The organism is Pseudomonas neustonica (genome assembly GCF_003797945.1).
Lineage (GTDB): Bacteria > Pseudomonadota > Gammaproteobacteria > Pseudomonadales > Pseudomonadaceae > Halopseudomonas > Halopseudomonas neustonica.
The window spans coordinates 138072-154827 of the sequence record NZ_RKKU01000006.1 but is presented as its reverse complement, the minus strand read 5'-3'; the positions used below and the strand labels follow the sequence as shown (position 1 = coordinate 154827).

The window sequence follows — 16756 nt, the reverse complement described above, 5'->3', positions numbered from 1 at the left end:
TTCTCTGCATGGACATCCAGTACCGCCTTAGCGCGGATTTCCCCCTGGCCGGTGGCGACCTAGGCTTTTACCTGTCTGGGTAAAGATAATAAAAAATCCCGTGTAAGCTGTTAACTTGAACTGGGTTCCTGATCACGCCGGCACGCACCTCTTCGTGGAGACAATAATGCATAAAACCGACTCATCCCACGCCGAAGCGATTCCCCTTGCTGAGCTGCAAGCGATAGATGCTTATTGGCGCGCCTGCAACTACCTCGCGGCGGGCATGATCTATCTGCAAGACAACCCGCTATTGCGCGAACCCCTGGAAGTCAGACATCTGAAGAAGCGCCTCTTGGGGCATTGGGGGGCGAGTCCGGGGCTCTCTTTCATGTATGTGCATATGAATCGTCTGATCAACAAGTACGATTTGCCAGCCATTTTTCTGGCTGGCCCAGGTCACGGGGCTCCCGGGGTGCTGGCCCCGGTTTATCTGGAAGGCACTTACTCGGAAACTTATCCCGATATCAGTCAGGATGAGAGGGGTATGCAAGGCCTGTTTAAACAGTTTTCCTTCCCTGGCGGCATTGGTAGTCACTGTACGCCGGAGCTGCCGGGATCGATTCACGAGGGCGGAGAGCTGGGTTACAGCCTCTCGCATGCCACTGGTGCGGCGTTCGATAATCCCGATTTGATCTGTGTGGTGGCGGTGGGCGATGGTGAGGCTGAGACCGGTCCCCTGGCAACCTCCTGGCACTCAAGCAAGTTCCTCAATCCCATTCGCGATGGTGCAGTGCTACCGATACTTCATTTGAATGGCTACAAAATCAATAATCCGACCTTGCTGTCGCGTATTCCCCATGCCGAGCTGGAGGCCTTGTTTCGAGGCTATGGCTGGAAGCCCTATTTCGTCGAAGGCGACGATCCAATGGATATGCACCGCAGCATGGCTGCTACTATGCAAGCCTGTGTTGAAGAGATCCGCACACTGCAGCGCGAAGCACGCGAGTCGGGAAAGGCGCAGCGACAGATCTGGCCGATGATTGTACTGCGCACGCCCAAGGGCTGGACTTGCCCAGGCGAAGTTGACGGCAACAAAATCGAGGGTTTTTGGCGCGCCCACCAGGTACCGCTGACGATGGTCCACAGCAACCCCGAGCATCTGCGAATTCTGGAACAGTGGCTGCGCAGTTATCGCCCCGAGGAACTCTTTACACAAGACGGGCAGCTGGTCCCCGCACTGCAAGCATTGGCGCCTCAGGGTGAGCGGCGCATGAGTGCGAGCCGGCATACCAATGGCGGGTTGTTGAAGCGCAATTTACGAATGCCTGATTTCCGCGAATATGCGCTCGATGTCAGCCGGCCAGCGACCTCCAGTGCCATGAATACCAAGCCACTAGGGGCCATGCTACGCGATATCATGCGTTTGAACGGGCACAACTTTCGGGTCTTCGGCCCAGATGAAAATACCTCCAACAAACTTGATGCCATTTATGAAGTGAGCAAGAAGTTGTGGCTGGCTGACTACCTGCCCGAGGACGAGAACGGTGGTGAGCTTAGCCCCGATGGTCGAGTGCTGGAAATGCTTTCCGAGCATACTTTGGAGGGCTGGCTGGAAGGTTACCTGCTGACCGGGCGGCATGGCTTTCTGGCCACCTATGAAGCTTTTGTACACGTAATTGATTCGATGGTTAACCAACACGCCAAATGGCTCACCATTGCCGCAAAACTCCCCTGGCGAGCGCCTATCGCTTCGCTCAATTTATTGATCACCTCCACGGTGTGGCGACAGGATCACAATGGGTTTTCACACCAGGATCCGGGGTTTCTCGACCTGGTTGTTAACAAAAATCCGCTGGTCACGCGCATCTATCTGCCCCCCGACGTGAATTGTTTATTGTCCACCGCAGATCATTGTCTGCGCAGCCATAACAATATCAATGTGATCGTTTGTGATAAGCAGTCACATATTCAATATCTTGATATGGAGAGCGCTATAGCCCACTGCACCAAGGGGTTGGGGATATGGAGATGGGCCAGCAATGATATGGGCGAGGAGCCGGACGTGGTAATGGTGGGCTGCGGCGATATCCCGACCAAGGAGGCGCTGGCCGCCACCGTGTTGCTGCGTGAGGCTTTCCCCTTGCTGAAGATCCGCTTTATCAACGTGGTCGACCTGTTTCGTTTAAGCCCCGAGCGCGATCATCCCCACGGCCTCTCTGATAGCGACTTCGACAGCCTGTTCACTACTGATAAACCGGTTATTTTCAACTTTCATGGCTACCCTTGGCTGATCCATCGTTTGGCATATCGACGTAAAAATCACGCCAACCTGCACGTAAGAGGCTATGTTGAACACGGTAATATAAATACGCCTCTGGAACTGGCCATCGATAACCGAATTGACCGTTTTAGCCTGGCAATTGAGGTTATCAGTCGGGTTCCGGGTTTAAGCGTCGCTGGCGCGCATGCCAAGCAGCGTTTTCTGGACCAGCAGATAGCCTGCCGCCAGTATGCTCACACTTACGGCATTGATGATCCTGCGGTCAGTGACTGGGTGTGGCCCTATGATTAGTGGTACAGCCGGGTATGTGGTGGCTCCGTGGGCAAGTTGAGAAGCACGGCGCAGGCAATCCGATCTCCGGCTTTTGCAAACCCCCCGGACAGGTGAAATTCCCTGCACGTGTTTCCACAAACTGGAGGTCGCTATGGCTCAATTAACTTTCTACGGTGCGGTTGCCGGTGTCACCGGCTCCATGTATTTGTTGCAAACCGATCATAGCAACCTGTTGCTCGACTGTGGGCTTTTCCAGGGGCGCAGAGAAGAAGAGGAGGCCAATCTAAAGCCTCTGCCATTTGCAGTCTCAAGCCTGGATGCGGTTGTTTTGTCGCACGCTCACCTTGATCATTCCGGTCGGTTGCCGCTGTTGGTGGCCGAGGGCTACAGCGGCCCTATCTATATGACCAAGCCATCCGGTGATCTGATTGAAGTATTGCTCAAGGATGCCGCTTCGCTGCAGGAGCGTGACGTTGAGTGGGAGAACAAGCGCCTTCGTCGTGCGGGCAAGCCGGAAGTCGAGCCTCTCTATCGGGCTGAGGATGTGCAGGAGACGCTGAAACTTTGTCAGGGGCTGAATTACCAGCAACGTATCAGTATCACTGAGGATGTGGAGGTTCGTTTCCTCGATGCCGGGCATATTCTCGGCTCGGCGATTGTCGAGTTGTATATAAGTGAACGGGGCGTGGAGAAGAAGCTGGTATTTTCCGGCGATCTTGGCAATTCGCAAGCCGCCTTGTTGCGCGACCCTGAAGCGGTACAAAGCGCGGATGTGTTGTTGCTGGAATCTACCTATGGTGATCGCGATCATCGCTCAATGGAAGATACCCTGCAAGAGTTTGAAGACGTGATTCTTGAGGCTTCCGAAAACGGTGGCAACATATTGATTCCTTCGTTTGCGGTCGGCAGAACCCAAGAAATAATTTTTCGCTTGGGTGAGCTGTATCAGCAGGGCAAGTTGCATCAGCAGGCAATCTTTCTGGATAGCCCCATGGCTATCGCTGTGACTGAGATCTATCACCGCTATCAGAATATCTATAATGCGGAAGACAAAGCGGCAATTGAAACGGCGTCGCTTACCGCGAGCGCTAAAGAGCGCAGCCTGCACACCTTTCTGCCGATCCTTCGATACTCGATCAGCACAGATGAATCCATGGCGCTGAACAAGGTAGAGCGTGGTGCCATAATTATCGCAGGCAGCGGCATGTGTAACGGTGGGCGGATACGCCACCACCTGAAGCATAATCTCTGGCGCAAGCAGTCGCATGTGATCTTTGTCGGCTTCCAGGCAATGGGCACGCCTGGAAGAGCGCTGGTTGATGGCGCGCGGTATTTCAAAATAGCCGGCGAAGAAGTGATTGTTAAAGCGGCCATCCATACCCTGGGTGGTTTCTCAGCGCATGCGAGCCAGACGCAGCTTATCGAGTGGCTTGGGCACTTCGAGGGCGAGAAGCCGCGCTTGTTCCTGGTGCATGGCGAGGAAAATGCCAAGCAGGCTTTGGCGACGGTGGCCACAACCCATGGTTGGCGGCCGCATATTGCCGGGTTAGGAGAGAAAGTAAAATTTTAAGGGGCGAGAAATATTGATTCATCCGGACAACGTATCGAAAAACTGGCCTCCGAGCGCTGCTGACGATGTTGAGCATGCCAAAAAAGTGCGAATGGACAGTGCTTCGTATCGGCTGGCGTATGTTGACGAAGACTTTATGCTGCGCGACGAACTGCGCGCTGTCCGGCTGCAACTAGAGTGGCTTAAGCCTGATCTCATACTGGAAGAAAATCAGGTTGTTTCCACGGTAGTGATCTTTGGCGGCGCGCGCTTCCGAGATCCGGAGGTGGCGGAGCGCGATTTGCGTACTGCTACTGAGATGCTGGCGCAGAACCCGGCAGCGGAGCTGCTTCAGCGCAACCAAAAGGTGGCCGAGAATGCGCTGAAAAACAGCCACTATTATCAACAGGCAAGGACGCTTGCGCAAAAGCTCACCGAGCTGTCGCTGCTGAGGGGAGGCAATGAATTTGTAGTCGCCACCGGCGGTGGGCCAGGCATTATGGAGGCCGCTAATCGTGGGGCTGCCGACATGGGTGGCAAGAGCATAGGGTTCAATATAGTGCTGCCTTTTGAGCAGCAACCCAACCCCTATATCACTCAGGACCTGTGTTTCCAGTTTCATTATTTTGCGATGCGCAAAATGCACTTTCTAAAACGAGCTCGAGGTCTCGCGGCTTTTCCCGGAGGGTTTGGCACCTTGGATGAGTTGTTTGAAACCCTCACTCTCATTCAAACCACGAAAATTCAGCCCTTGCCTGTAGTCCTCATAGGCAAGGAATATTGGAATAAACTGATTAGCTTTGACTATCTGATTGAGCAAGGCGCCATCACCGAAGGCGACCTTCAGCTTGTTCACTTTGTCGATACAGCCGAGGAGGCATATCAGTATTTATGCCAATCCTGGGCTGACTGAGCGGGTTGCGGGTAGCGCAATGCAGCGCCCGCGTTTTTCCGCATTGCAGGGTCTTCTCGCCAGTAGACAGCCTAACCGTTTTTTTTCAATTTCAAGTACCGCTCTATCCCCGTTATCCGATCTTCTGCGTGGTGGTTAACGTACAACACGGTCGTTTCTGAGCCTTGGCAGATCTTTTCGATCAGGGCCAGCACCAGTTGGCGGTTCATGTCGTCCAGGCCAAGGCAGGGTTCATCCAGAATCAGCAGCGGCGGGTGCTTGACCATGGCGCGCGCGATGAGTAGCAAACGCTGGTCGCCGTAGGACAGCTTGTTGAACGGTTGATCGGCGCGGGCTGTCATGCCGAGCAGTTCCAGCCATTGGTCGGCGATTTTCTTCTGGTTGTCGGACGACTTGCTATACAGGCCGATGCTGTCGTGGAAGCCGGAGATGATCACGTTCTTGCAACTGGTGCTGACGCGGTATTCCCACTGCAGGGCAGTGGAGACGTAACCGATAAACTGTTTAATCTGCCAGATGCTTTCACCCTTGCCGCGCTGAAAGCCAAACACAAATATATCGTTGGTATAGCACTGCGGGTGATCGCCGGTAATCAGTGATAAAACGCCGGTTTTGCCGCTACCGTTCGGGCCGCTGAGTTGCCAGTGCTGGCCGGGCTCTATGGTCCAATCCAGTTTGTCGACAATGACGGTATCGCCGTATTTGATGGTGGCGGCGTTAAGCTTCACTAGAGGTTGGCTTGGGTCGAGGCCCGGTAGGGTGTTACTTGGGTCCGACTCGGGCACGGTCAGGTCGGTGCTTTTCAAATGCAGTAATTGGTACAGCTCGTTGAAGGCGGCTTCGTTGCTTTTATCGACAGTGAGCTTTAAACGACCCTGATTCGGGTTCTTTGGGTCCGAGGTGTCTTTATCCAGGTAGGCAACATGGGTGATGAAGTCTGGCATTTCATCAAAGCGGTTCAGCACCATGACCATAGGCACGCTATCGACGATGGAGGCGAGGTGTGCTTGCAGCATGGCAAGGGTCTCAGCGTCCAGGCCGTCGAATGGCTCGTCGAGAATAAGCATATCTGGTTTGTTAGCCAGCGCGCGGATCAGCATAACCTTGCGGGTTTCACCGGTGGAAAGTTTGCGAAACGCGCGATCGAGCAGTCTGCTCAGACCGAATTTCTCGACCAGCGCCTGGGCGAGTTCAGGGTCTTGGCAGTAGTCGAAAATCATTTCATGGACGGGCGTGCCGAGTGAAATCACGTCCATGATGTCGGCATCGTCTTTTTTCAGTTCCCTGGCGATCAGCTCCGCCTGGGCTTCAAATGAGACCAAGCCTGCGCGTGCTGGAAGGCCTTCAGAACTCCCAGCCGTGATCTCGCCAATACCAGCCAGCGCGGCGGCCAGGGCTGATTTGCCCGCGCCATTGGGGCCAGTGATCACCCAGTGTTGGTCCGGCGTAATGGTCCAATCGATCTCGCTTAGGGTGAAGCGATCGTCAAAGCTGACAGTCGCTTTTTTCAATTGAATAGGGCCTAAACGGGTTGAAGCGTTCATTGATGCATGCCTTTTGCTGTGCAAACTACCGGGTCTGCGAATGGCAGAGACAAAAAAGCCGGGTTTCTGGTTGGAAACCCGGCTTCTGTGGCTTAACGCTGACTAATCGATTAAACGATTTTCTTCATGTCAGCCATGTAGCCGCGCAGGACGGTACCTACTGCTTCTACCGGGTGTGAACGCAGCGCTGCGTTTACTTCGATCAAGCGCGCGTTATCAACGCCGTTGTCTTCCAGTGACAGACCTTTGCCGATGACGTCGGTCTTGATGTTTTTCATGAAGTCGGCCAGCAGCGGCACGCACGCGTGGTTGTACAGGTAGCAACCGTATTCTGCAGTGTCAGAAATGGTCGCGTTCATCTCATACAGCTTCTTACGCGCGATGGTGTTGGCGATCAGTGGCGTTTCGTGCAGAGACTCGTAATAAGCAGACTCGGCGATGATGCCAGCAGCCGTCATGGTTTCAAAGGCCAGCTCAACGCCGGCTTTAACCATGGCAACCATCAGGATGCCGTTGTCGAAGAATTCCTGCTCGGAGATTTCTACATCGCCAGCTGGGGTTTTCTCGAAGTTGGTTTCAGCGGTATCGGCGCGCCATTGCAGCAGATTTTTGTCGTCGTTGGCCCAGTCTTCCATCATGGTCTTGGAGAAGTGACCGCTGATGATGTCGTCCTGGTGCTTGTTGTACAACGGACGCATGATCTGCTTCAGCTCTTCAGCCAGATCAAAGGCTTTGATCTTGGCAGGGTTGGACAGACGGTCCAGCATGTTGGTCACGCCACCGTACTTCAGAGCTTCGGTGATGGTTTCCCAGCCGTACTGGATCAGGCGAGAGGCATAGCCAGCGTCGATGCCTTCTTCAACCATCTTGTCGAAGCACAGGATAGACCCGGTCTGCAGCATGCCGCACAGGATGGTTTGCTCGCCCATCAGGTCGGATTTAACTTCGGCGATGAAGGACGACATCAGAACGCCGGCTTTGTGACCGCCCGTACCCACTGCGTAGGCTTTGGCCAGCGCCAGGCCTTCGCCTTTTGGATCGTTGTCTTCGTGCACGGCGATCAGGGTAGGTACACCGAAGCCACGCACGTATTCAGCGCGTACTTCAGAACCTGGGCACTTGGGAGCAACCATGATGACGGTCAGGTCGTCACGGATTTTCATGCCTTCTTCGACAATGTTGAAACCGTGCGAGTAAGACAGGCAAGCGCCGTTCTTCATCAGCGGCATAACAGCAGTCACAACAGCGCTATGCTGCTTGTCTGGTGTCAGGTTCAGAACCAGGTCTGCGGTGGGGATCAGTTCTTCGTAGGTACCCACGGTAAAGCCGTTTTCAGTCGCGTTCTTCCAGGACTGGCGCTTCTGGGCAATGGCTTCAGGGCGCAGGGCGTAGGAAACGTCCAGGCCGCTGTCGCGCAGGTTCAAACCCTGGTTAAGGCCTTGTGCACCGCAACCGATGACGACCAGCTTTTTGCCTTTCAGCGCGTCTACGCCATCAGCAAATTCAGCGTTGTGCATGAAGCGGCATTTTGCCAGCTCAGCGAGTTGCTCGCGCAGCGGTAAGGTATTGAAGTAATTAGCCATTTTGAGAACCCTGCTTATATGTTGAAGACATCGATGGGGTGGGTACATCGATCCTGAAAAGTGACACAGCCGCTACATCTGAGGTACAGCGCCATGTGAGTGCCGCTACTGTATAGAAAATTTACCTTTTCGGAAATTGATATATTTGCAACAAGACGTCCCGTTTTTTGCAATCATCCGTTATGCTCACGGGTATGAATATCAAAACCCTGAAACAGTTTCTCGCCTTGGCCGAGACCCTGCATTTTGGCCGTGCCAGCGATGAGTGCCATATCAGCATATCTGCCTTGTCGCGCAATATCCGCCAGCTGGAGGACGAGCTGGGTGTCTCGCTGTTTAGTCGCGACAATCGTACCGTGGTGTTGACTCGGGAAGGGCAAAAGTTTCTCAAGTATGCGCGCGAAACCAGCAATCAGTGGAATCTGATTCGGCATGAACTGACCGACAATTCTGATCAGTTAAGTGGCGAGATCAGTTTGTATGGCTCGGTTACTGCCAGCTACAGCTTTCTGTATGAGCTGTTGCGACGCTTTCGAAATGCGTACCCGGCCATTGAAATCAAACTGCGTACCGGCGACCCGGAGCATGCTATCGCGCATGTGCTGGGGGGCAAGGAAGACATCAGTATCGCAGCACGGCCAGCAAGCCTGCCGCGTGGCTTGGCATTCCAGCCTATCGCTATTTCGCCTTTGCTGTTTATCGCGCCTCTTGAGCAGCAAGTACCGAACGTACCCACCAGCACGCCGGCGACGCCGCAAGAGTGGGCGACTATTCCGGTGATTCTCTCGGAGAGCGGTGTGTCCCGAACCCGGGTGGATGAATGGTTTCGCCTGCAAGACATCACCCCGCGCATTTATGCTCAGGTCACCGGTAATGAAGCTATTGTCAGCATGGTCAGCTTGGGCTTTGGTATTGGTGTGGTGCCCAAGATCGTGCTCGACAATAGTCCACTGCGCGATCGTATTCGTGTGCTTGAGGTGACGCCTGAACTGGAGCCTTACGATATCGGTTTGTTTGTCTTGAAGAAGAACCTGAAAAACCCACTGGTTGAGGCTTTTTGGAGTTTGATGTGAGTTTGTCAGCCAGTTTGCCACGTTGGTGCGAGGTTGGATCCTGAGCGGAAGTGCGCTGGCTAGCGGGCAGGCACTGTGTCTGTTTTGTCATACTTATAAGCGAAGATTCATAGAGAGGTTGATGCATAAAGATGATTGCGCTAACCGCTGTAGTGGTAGATATTTATGCGGTTTTTATAAAAAGTCAGAAGAGTTTTAGCTGGCGATGAGGTGTGGAAGGCCTCGCTTTTGGTTCGCTGCGTATATATGAAGACGTAGGAGGGTGCTAACCAAAAAAAGTGGTCAGAATGAGTGTGTGTTTTAAGTGTAAAACGTGATGTTGCGATCTTGGGGAAATTGTTGCGTTTCTCATTCTCGTGAAAAAAAGCTTCACAAAAAACTTAGTAAGGAAACTGACTTTGCGTTAGCGGTGCTGTGATTTTAGGCGTGTCGGCCCGTATCAAGACGCTAAGTTAATACAATAAAAAATATGGAGAGGCGTATGAAGAGCAAATATGCGGTTTCGATTGGACTGTTAGTGCTGGCTTTAGGTGGTTGTGTATCGCCTAAAGCGTATGTGGATCCGAAGTACGCAGGTACCAGCTACTCGGAGATAAAGCGTGTTGAAAAGCAGTACAACGCGAATATTGATGTCGAGTTTCAACGCAATGGCAGTCACTATTCTGCGGCTGACTCAGAGCTTCGAGCTAATGTAGAGCGGATTTTTCGAGCATCGGGTGTCGTTGTTCCTTCGCCAGGCTCTTCTGATATGAGTATCAAGGTCGTCTGCAACAACATCGCTGATATTAGCGGTGCGGCGATGAAGGGGTTTGGTACCGGGTTAACCTTCGGTGCTGCAGGTACGGCAGTTACTGACTTCTATCAGATTACTATTGAGTTGAAGCGTGGTGATGAAGTTGTTTCTAAAACATATGACCATGCCATACACACTACTGTAGGTAACAAGGCCGCTCCGGTTCAAGGTGTTACGCCAACGACTTTGGCTAACGCATTTAGTGGCGTCGTAGAAGATGTTGTTTTGCAGTTTGTTAAGGAAATGCAGGACAGTAATGTTTTGACGCTCAATGAATTGTTTATGCGTAATAGCGCGTAATAGCGCTGGGCGACAGCGCTTGCGATCTTGGTATACGTCTGGACCTGGTTGCTTCAAGTTTGGTCCAGACGTTTACGCAATGCTCAATAAAGGGTTGTATTGTTTTGCATTGGCTTAAGGTTTCAAGCGGGCTGGTTTTTACCCAGTCCGCTTTGAGTTTAACTTTCCGCTTCAACCTCTAAGCTCCCTGCTCCACGTGTCAGTACCTCAACGATAATTCCCGGCCTTGAGCGCTGCGATGCGTTCATCCAGCGGCGGGTGGCTCATCAGCAGACCGGCCAGGCCGTGCTTCAGGCCGCCGTTGATGCCAAAGGCGGTCATTTCACCTGGCAGTTCTACCGGGATACCTTGCTCGGCCTTCAATCGCTCGAGTGCTGCAATCATCGACCCGGCACCGACTAGCTGGGCGCTGGCGGCATCTGCGCGGAACTCACGCTGGCGCGAGAACCACATGACGATAATGCTGGCGAGAATGCCCAGTACCATTTCAGCAAATATGGTCGCGACGAAGTAGCCGATGCCAGGCCCACTGCCTTCATTTCTAAACACGGCGCGGTCAACAAAGTTACCGATAATGCGGGCGAAGAACATAACGAAGGTGTTCACTACGCCCTGAATCAAGGTAAGGGTGATCATGTCGCCATTGGCCACGTGGCCAATCTCGTGCGCCATGACGGCCTTGATTTCTGCCTGGCTGAAACGCTGCAGCATGCCTTCTGATACGGCGACCAGTGAGGCATTTCGATTCCAGCCAGTGGCAAAGGCGTTAGGTGCCCGTGAGGGGAATATGGCGACTTCGGGCATACCGATGCCGGCGTTGCGAGCCAGCTCTTCTACGGTTTTGACCAGCCATTGTTCCTGTTGGGTTTGTGGCTGCTCGATAACGCGCGCGCCCGTGCCGCGTTTGGCCATCCACTTGGATAGAAACAGCGATATGAAGGAGCCGGCAAAACCGATCACGGCGCAGAAAATCAACAGCGCCTGCAGGTTCATGCCGCCCTGGCCGTTGTGAATATTACCGACGCCAAGCAGGCTCAGAGTAATGCTGGCAACCAGCACTACCGCAATGTTGGTAGCCAGAAATAGGAAAATGCGCATCATGTTTTGGATCGTTCCTGTATAGAGAAAAATCAGCTCGTCCGGCATCGCGGTTTCAAGCTCTATTCTGAGCTTATATTGGGCGAGCGGGGCGGGCTTTCAATACTGACTCTATGACAAAAGATGTCATGGTCAGGTTTCACTGGCAGGAAGTGAGGGCTGTAGCTATTTGTAACTCGGTATGAAGCAGTGCTGAACCGTGTCGTATAGCTGGCTGCTGGAACCGCTGCTAAGCGCATCGCGCAGACGCTGAGCAAGGGTGGCGCGTTGGCGCGCAATGCTGGCAGGAAGCTCGGGATCGCGCGCTTGTGGTTCTGCTTTGGAGAGCAGTACAAAGGCGCGTTCGGTCAGGCAGGCCTGATCAATGGCCTCCTGACGGATGGTGTCGGTGAAGCGCAAAAAACCTTCATCGGCCAGCCACAGCATGGCGCTGAAGCAGCCGAGGTGGCGTGGCGCGGGCACGCCAAAGGAGTCGGGTTCGTGCTCGCCGATAAGGTCGCTGACGAAGATGGCTGTAGGCTGTGGAAAGCGGTTGTACAGCGCCACCAGGATGCGGGCGACATCCTGGTGAAAGTCTTCGATATGCAAATCAGCCACGTTGCTAGCCCTTTACTGCTTGTAGGTCTTGAGAAAGTTGGCGATGCGCCCGATGGCCATCTCCAGATCGTCTTTACGCGGCAGCGAGACAATACGGAAGTGGTCGGGCCATGGCCAGTTGAATGCGGTGCCTTGCACGATCAGGATTTTCTCCTGCAGCAGCAGGTCGAGCACCATCTTTTCATCGTTATGAATAGGGTAGACCTTGGGGTCCAGCCGCGGGAAGAGGTAGAGCGCGCCCTTGGGTTTGGTACAGCTAACGCCGGGGATTTCGTTGAGTAACTCCCAAGCGGTGTCGCGCTGCTCCAGCAAACGGCCGCCCGGAAGGATCAGGTCATTGATGCTCTGATAGCCGCCCAGTGCGGTTTGGATTGCGTGCTGTGCCGGTACGTTGGCGCACAGGCGCATGGAGGCGAGAATTTCCAGGCCTTCGAGGTAACTGGTCGCATGCTGTTTGGGCCCGCTGATGATCATCCAGCCAGAGCGGAAGCCCGCGACGCGATAGGACTTGGACAAACCGTTGAAGGTCAGGCAGAGCACGTCAGGTGCAACGGCTGCGACGGATTCATGCTCTACGCCGTCGTACAGGATCTTGTCGTAAATCTCATCGGCAAACAGGATCAAGTCGTTCTCGCGAGCAACTTGCGCCAACTGCTCCAGCACCTCGCGCGGATATACGGCGCCAGTAGGGTTGTTGGGGTTGATGATGACCAGCGCCTTGGTGTTACTGGTGATCTTGCTGCGAATATCTTCGATGTCCGGATACCAGTCCGACTGTTCGTCGCACAGGTAGTGCACCGGCTTGCCGCCGGAGAGGCTCACTGATGCCGTCCACAGCGGGTAGTCCGGCGCCGGGATCAGTACTTCATCGCCGTTGTTCAGCAGGCCTTGCATGGCCATGACGATGAGCTCGGATACGCCGTTGCCGAGATAGATATCTTCGATGCCGACGTTGGGAATGTTCTTGGTCTGGGTGTAATGCATGACCGCTTTGCGGGCGGAGAACAGACCGCGCGAGTCGCTGTAACCCTGGGCCGTAGATAAATTGAGGATAACGTCCTGCAGGATCTCTTCCGGCGCTTCAAAACCGAAGGGAGCGGGGTTGCCGATGTTCAGCTTGAGAATGCGGTGGCCCTCTTCTTCGAGGCGCTTGGCGTGACGCAGCACGGGGCCGCGAATGTCGTAGCAGACGTTGGCCAATTTGTTGGACTTGCTAACCTGCATGGTGCTTACCTTGTCGATCCAGGGCTGATGTGCACGTCAGGGAGGAGGGTGATGGCAGTCATCCCTGAGCGATTGTAATACGACCATCATACGTCTTGCGTGGCTCCCTGTGAAAGCCTGTGTTGGCGATTCTGGGTGGGGAAAGTGCAGAAAGTGTGTAGCTGTATTGGTGTTTGTGGGTTTTGACCTGAGTGCATGAAGACATGGAGGCTGAGAAGGACCGTTTTAACCTACCGCAGCAGGTGGGGCGGAGTGATTATGCAGCGTTACCGCCAGCCCTGAACGAACTGGTGCTTGAATTTGCCAGGGAAAAGTACCCGTGGTTGCGTGCACTTCCTTTGAGCGCCGCCATGCCTACTTTAATTGCGCGCAAATAAATTGCATGCAAACAAATATACGCTAAGCTGTTGTGACGTCGTCAACAATACTCCCAAGGAGCACCACCCCATGGCTGAACAACTACTGCAGATCCCCTGTACCACCATTGATAACCGTGAAAGCAGTCTCGCCGAACTGGATGGTAGGGCGTATCTGGTGGTCAATACCGCGAGCAAATGTGGTTTCACTCCTCAGTACAAGGGGCTGGAAGCCTTGTGGCAGGACTATCAGGCCAAGGGGCTGCGGGTGGCGGGCTTTCCGTGTAACCAGTTTGGCGCGCAAGAGCCGGGTGATGAAGGACAGATTTCCGAGTTTTGTGAGCTGAACTACGGCGTTAGCTTTCCGCTGTTCAAGAAGGTCGATGTAAATGGCGACCAGGCTCACCCGCTGTTTGTGCAACTTAAATCGCAGGCGCCTGGCTTGCTGGGCAGCAAGGGTATCAAGTGGAACTTCACCAAGTTTCTGGTCGACGGTCAGGGTAAGGTAGTCAAGCGCTATGCACCTACTACCAAGCCGGAAGATCTGCGTGCCGATATTGAGGCATTGCTGGCTTAAACGCTGGTACGACGCCGGTCAGTCTGTGCGTTGGCTGCTCAGCCAGCGCTGCAGAATGGCTTGTAGATCTTCTCGCTTGAAGGGTTTGGCCAGATAGTCGCTCATACCTGCATCCTGGCAGCGCTGCCGGTCCTCGTGCAGTGCATTAGCCGTTAACGCGATGATCGGCAGATCTTTCCAGCGCGGATCTGCACGTATCCGCCGGCTCGCCTCGTAACCGTCCATGACGGGCATATTGCAGTCCATTAGCACCAGCGAATAAGGTGCTTTTTCCAGCATGCTCAGAGCAATTTCACCGTGTTCAGCGAGATCTACCTCGTAGCCCAGGCGGCTTAGCATGCCTTTGGCAACCATCTGGTTGACCATGTTGTCCTCTACCAGTAACAAGCGCTGACCCGCCGCTGAGACTTCAGTCTTACTGGGCGCCTGGGTGTCTTTGAACAGACCAAACAGCTCGTCGATCGCCTGCGCCAGTCGGCGTCTTGAGGGTGGCGAGGCGACTTGCTGGCGAATTCCGAGTTTCAAGGCCTTGTTGGTAGTCAGCAAGGCCCTGTAGCCACAAATCAGCAGGCGTGGTTTGTTCGGTTCGACCGCTTTCAACCGCTGCGCCAGGGCAGGGCTGTCGAGCAACCAGAAGTCACTGTCGTGCGTCATCGCAGGTAGGGTGGCGGCTGGCTGGTAGTCGATCAGCATGCAGGTCATGCCCCAGCTTGTCAGCAGTTCTTCTAGCACGGCGCCTTGCAGGTTTCCGCTTTGATTCCAGATAGTGACTGTGCGTGGTGTTGGTTTGGGGAAGCCCGGTTGCTGGGTATGGGTGGCCAGTGGGATGGATACGCTGAAGGTACTGCCATGCCCCAGGGTCGATTGGACGGTCAGATCGCCGCCCATAGCGTCTGTCAGGCTTCGGCACAGTGCCAACCCCAGGCCTGTGCCACCAAAGCGCCGGGAGATGTGTGCGTCAGCTTGGGTAAAGGGCGAGAAAATAGCTTCCAAAGATTCGTCCGCAATACCGATACCGGTGTCCGAGACGCTGATGCGCACGCGTTGCTCGCTGCTACCGCTGTGCTCCAGATTGAGGGTCAGGGCGACATGGCCCTGCTCCGTAAACTTGAGTGCGTTGGACAGAAGGTTGCTGATAATTTGACGTATGCGAGTAGGGTCGCCCAGCAACATGCCGGGCAGGCGCGGATCAACCCGGCAGGTGAGTTCAATGTCCTGTTTGCCCGCATTCTGTGATAGCAGGCTGGCGGTTTCTTCCAGCAGTGCACCAAGATCGAAGGGGATGCGTTCCAGTTGTAGCTTGCCAGCTTCAAACTTGGACAGGTCGAGAATATCATTGAGCAGTGCTACCAATACCTTGCCCGAGTCGTAGGCAATCGACAGTTGTTGTTTCTGTTCGTTGTTCAGGGGACTGTCCAGCGTTAGCCCGATCATACCCAGCAGGCCGTTGATTGGTGTGCGTATTTCGTGGCTCATGTTGGCCAAAAAGGCTGAGCGCGCGCGTGCCATATCCAGCGCTTCTTCGCGTGAGCACTCCAGATCCTGATTCGAGCGGCGTAGCTGCGCGTTGGTCTCTTGCAGTTCGTTGGTGCGTGACTCAACGATGCTTTCCAGTTCTTCCAGGTATTTGCGCAGGCGTTCTTCGGCGCGCAGCTTCTGCCGCATATTGACGTCGATGCTCTGCAGTTGTCTGTTGATAACCTCGACCAGGGCTCCGATCTCGTCGCGTTCATGGCCATCGGGGCAGGGCAGGCGGCTGCGCTCGCCCTCGGTTTTCATGTTCAGCAGGTCTTGAATCAAGCGCACCAGCGGCTTGGTAAGCATGCCGTAAAACAACACCATCAGAATGAGCGAGAGTACCAGGCTAAGAATGAAGCCTGAGAGCATGGTCAGCCCGGCACGGCGCAGGAAGCTGGCACCCTGATGAAAGGTATCGACTTCAATGACCAGGTGGCCTAGCAGCTCGTTGGGCGTGTGTTCAACGTAGAGTGGATGCGAGTAATCCCGGCGACGCTTGAATAGCGCGTCGCTGACAAAGCGGTAGCGGCTGGAGGCCATTGGCCGACTGACGCTGGCTAGCGCGATACCATTGTTATCGATGATTTCGGCACGAATGATTGGCGGGGCCTGCAGCAGGCCGTTGACCAGCTCCAGTGCCAGCTCGGCATCAATGTTGTAGGCAATGCGTGAGGCCGGCCCGAGACTGACGTTGATTTGCGCCTGGACAGCTTCGTCTATAGCCGCGTCTTCAGAACGATAATCCACCATAACCTGCACCAGTCCGAGCAAAGTGCCTAGAATAAACGCTGCCAGCACGCCCAGGCGGGTCTGCTTGAATGAAAGGCGGTTGGTCAGGCGGATATCCATCACGGCGGCAGCGGTCCTTTGTGCAGTCTTATGGCAGAAGCTTAGCGTACTATCGCCAGCAAGGTATCAGCATGACACCCGCTGGCTAGTTTGTTCTTTTCTACTCCCTCAGTCAGAAATGCTGCCCTTGAGTGGCGTTGGGTCTACGAGCTTCTGGCGAAGGTTGTCTGTTAAGTTACCGAGCAAGGTGCACGAGGCTATCGCTGCGCTTATCCGTTTACCAATCCAGAGATCCATATGGATCGC

At 54.4% G+C, this 16756-nt stretch carries 12 protein-coding genes; 6 read left to right on the top strand and 6 right to left on the bottom strand.

Features of this window, described 5'->3' with window-relative positions; genetic code table 11:
* Positions 1–166: 166 nt before the first annotated feature.
* From EF096_RS07655 to EF096_RS07645, 3 genes are all read left to right on the top strand, one after another.
* The gene (locus EF096_RS07655; RefSeq protein WP_123889027.1) at positions 167–2554 is read left to right on the top strand and encodes a phosphoketolase family protein; all 2388 of its coding nucleotides are present in this window, start codon (positions 167–169) and stop codon (positions 2552–2554) included.
* Between the two features lie 133 nt (positions 2555–2687).
* Positions 2688–4106 (top strand): MBL fold metallo-hydrolase RNA specificity domain-containing protein, encoded by a 1419-nt coding sequence (locus EF096_RS07650; RefSeq protein ID WP_123889026.1) that lies wholly within the window; start codon positions 2688–2690, stop codon positions 4104–4106.
* 13 nt (positions 4107–4119) lie between these two features.
* Positions 4120–4998: an LOG family protein gene (locus EF096_RS07645; RefSeq protein ID WP_218565735.1), complete on the top strand. Its 879-nt coding sequence runs from the start codon at positions 4120–4122 to the stop codon at positions 4996–4998.
* A gap of 71 nt (positions 4999–5069) precedes the next feature.
* Here the strand turns inward: EF096_RS07645 and modF are convergent, their stop codons facing one another.
* Positions 5070–6542: a molybdate ABC transporter ATP-binding protein ModF gene (gene modF, locus EF096_RS07640; protein WP_123889025.1), complete on the bottom strand. Its 1473-nt coding sequence runs from the start codon at positions 6540–6542 to the stop codon at positions 5070–5072.
* Between the two features lie 110 nt (positions 6543–6652).
* Positions 6653–8125, bottom strand: a complete 1473-nt coding sequence (gene ilvC / locus EF096_RS07635) for a ketol-acid reductoisomerase (protein WP_123889024.1) — start codon at positions 8123–8125, stop codon at positions 6653–6655.
* Between the two features lie 194 nt (positions 8126–8319).
* On the opposite strand from ilvC, the gene ilvY reads away from it, so the two are divergent.
* Both ilvY and EF096_RS07625 read left to right on the top strand, forming a co-directional pair.
* Positions 8320–9198: an HTH-type transcriptional activator IlvY gene (ilvY, locus tag EF096_RS07630; protein WP_123889023.1), complete on the top strand. Its 879-nt coding sequence runs from the start codon at positions 8320–8322 to the stop codon at positions 9196–9198.
* 481 nt (positions 9199–9679) lie between these two features.
* Positions 9680–10291: a hypothetical protein gene (locus tag EF096_RS07625; protein ID WP_123889022.1), complete on the top strand. Its 612-nt coding sequence runs from the start codon at positions 9680–9682 to the stop codon at positions 10289–10291.
* A gap of 207 nt (positions 10292–10498) precedes the next feature.
* Here the strand turns inward: EF096_RS07625 and htpX are convergent, their stop codons facing one another.
* The 3 genes from htpX to EF096_RS07610 all read right to left on the bottom strand — a co-directional run bounded on the left by htpX (position 10499) and on the right by EF096_RS07610 (position 13210).
* Positions 10499–11392: a protease HtpX gene (gene htpX, locus EF096_RS07620; RefSeq protein WP_123889021.1), complete on the bottom strand. Its 894-nt coding sequence runs from the start codon at positions 11390–11392 to the stop codon at positions 10499–10501.
* Positions 11393–11554: 162 nt separating this feature from the next.
* Positions 11555–11986, bottom strand: a complete 432-nt coding sequence (locus EF096_RS07615) for a hypothetical protein (protein WP_123889020.1) — start codon at positions 11984–11986, stop codon at positions 11555–11557.
* A 12-nt stretch (positions 11987–11998) separates the two neighbouring features.
* The gene (locus tag EF096_RS07610; protein WP_123889019.1) at positions 11999–13210 is read right to left on the bottom strand and encodes a pyridoxal phosphate-dependent aminotransferase; all 1212 of its coding nucleotides are present in this window, start codon (positions 13208–13210) and stop codon (positions 11999–12001) included.
* Between the two features lie 447 nt (positions 13211–13657).
* On the opposite strand from EF096_RS07610, the gene EF096_RS07605 reads away from it, so the two are divergent.
* Positions 13658–14143, top strand: a complete 486-nt coding sequence (locus tag EF096_RS07605; RefSeq protein ID WP_123889018.1) for a glutathione peroxidase — start codon at positions 13658–13660, stop codon at positions 14141–14143.
* A gap of 18 nt (positions 14144–14161) precedes the next feature.
* Here the strand turns inward: EF096_RS07605 and EF096_RS07600 are convergent, their stop codons facing one another.
* Entirely contained in the window at positions 14162–16510 is a 2349-nt protein-coding gene (locus EF096_RS07600; protein ID WP_123889017.1) for an ATP-binding protein, read from the bottom strand.
* Positions 16511–16756: the final 246 nt, after the last annotated feature.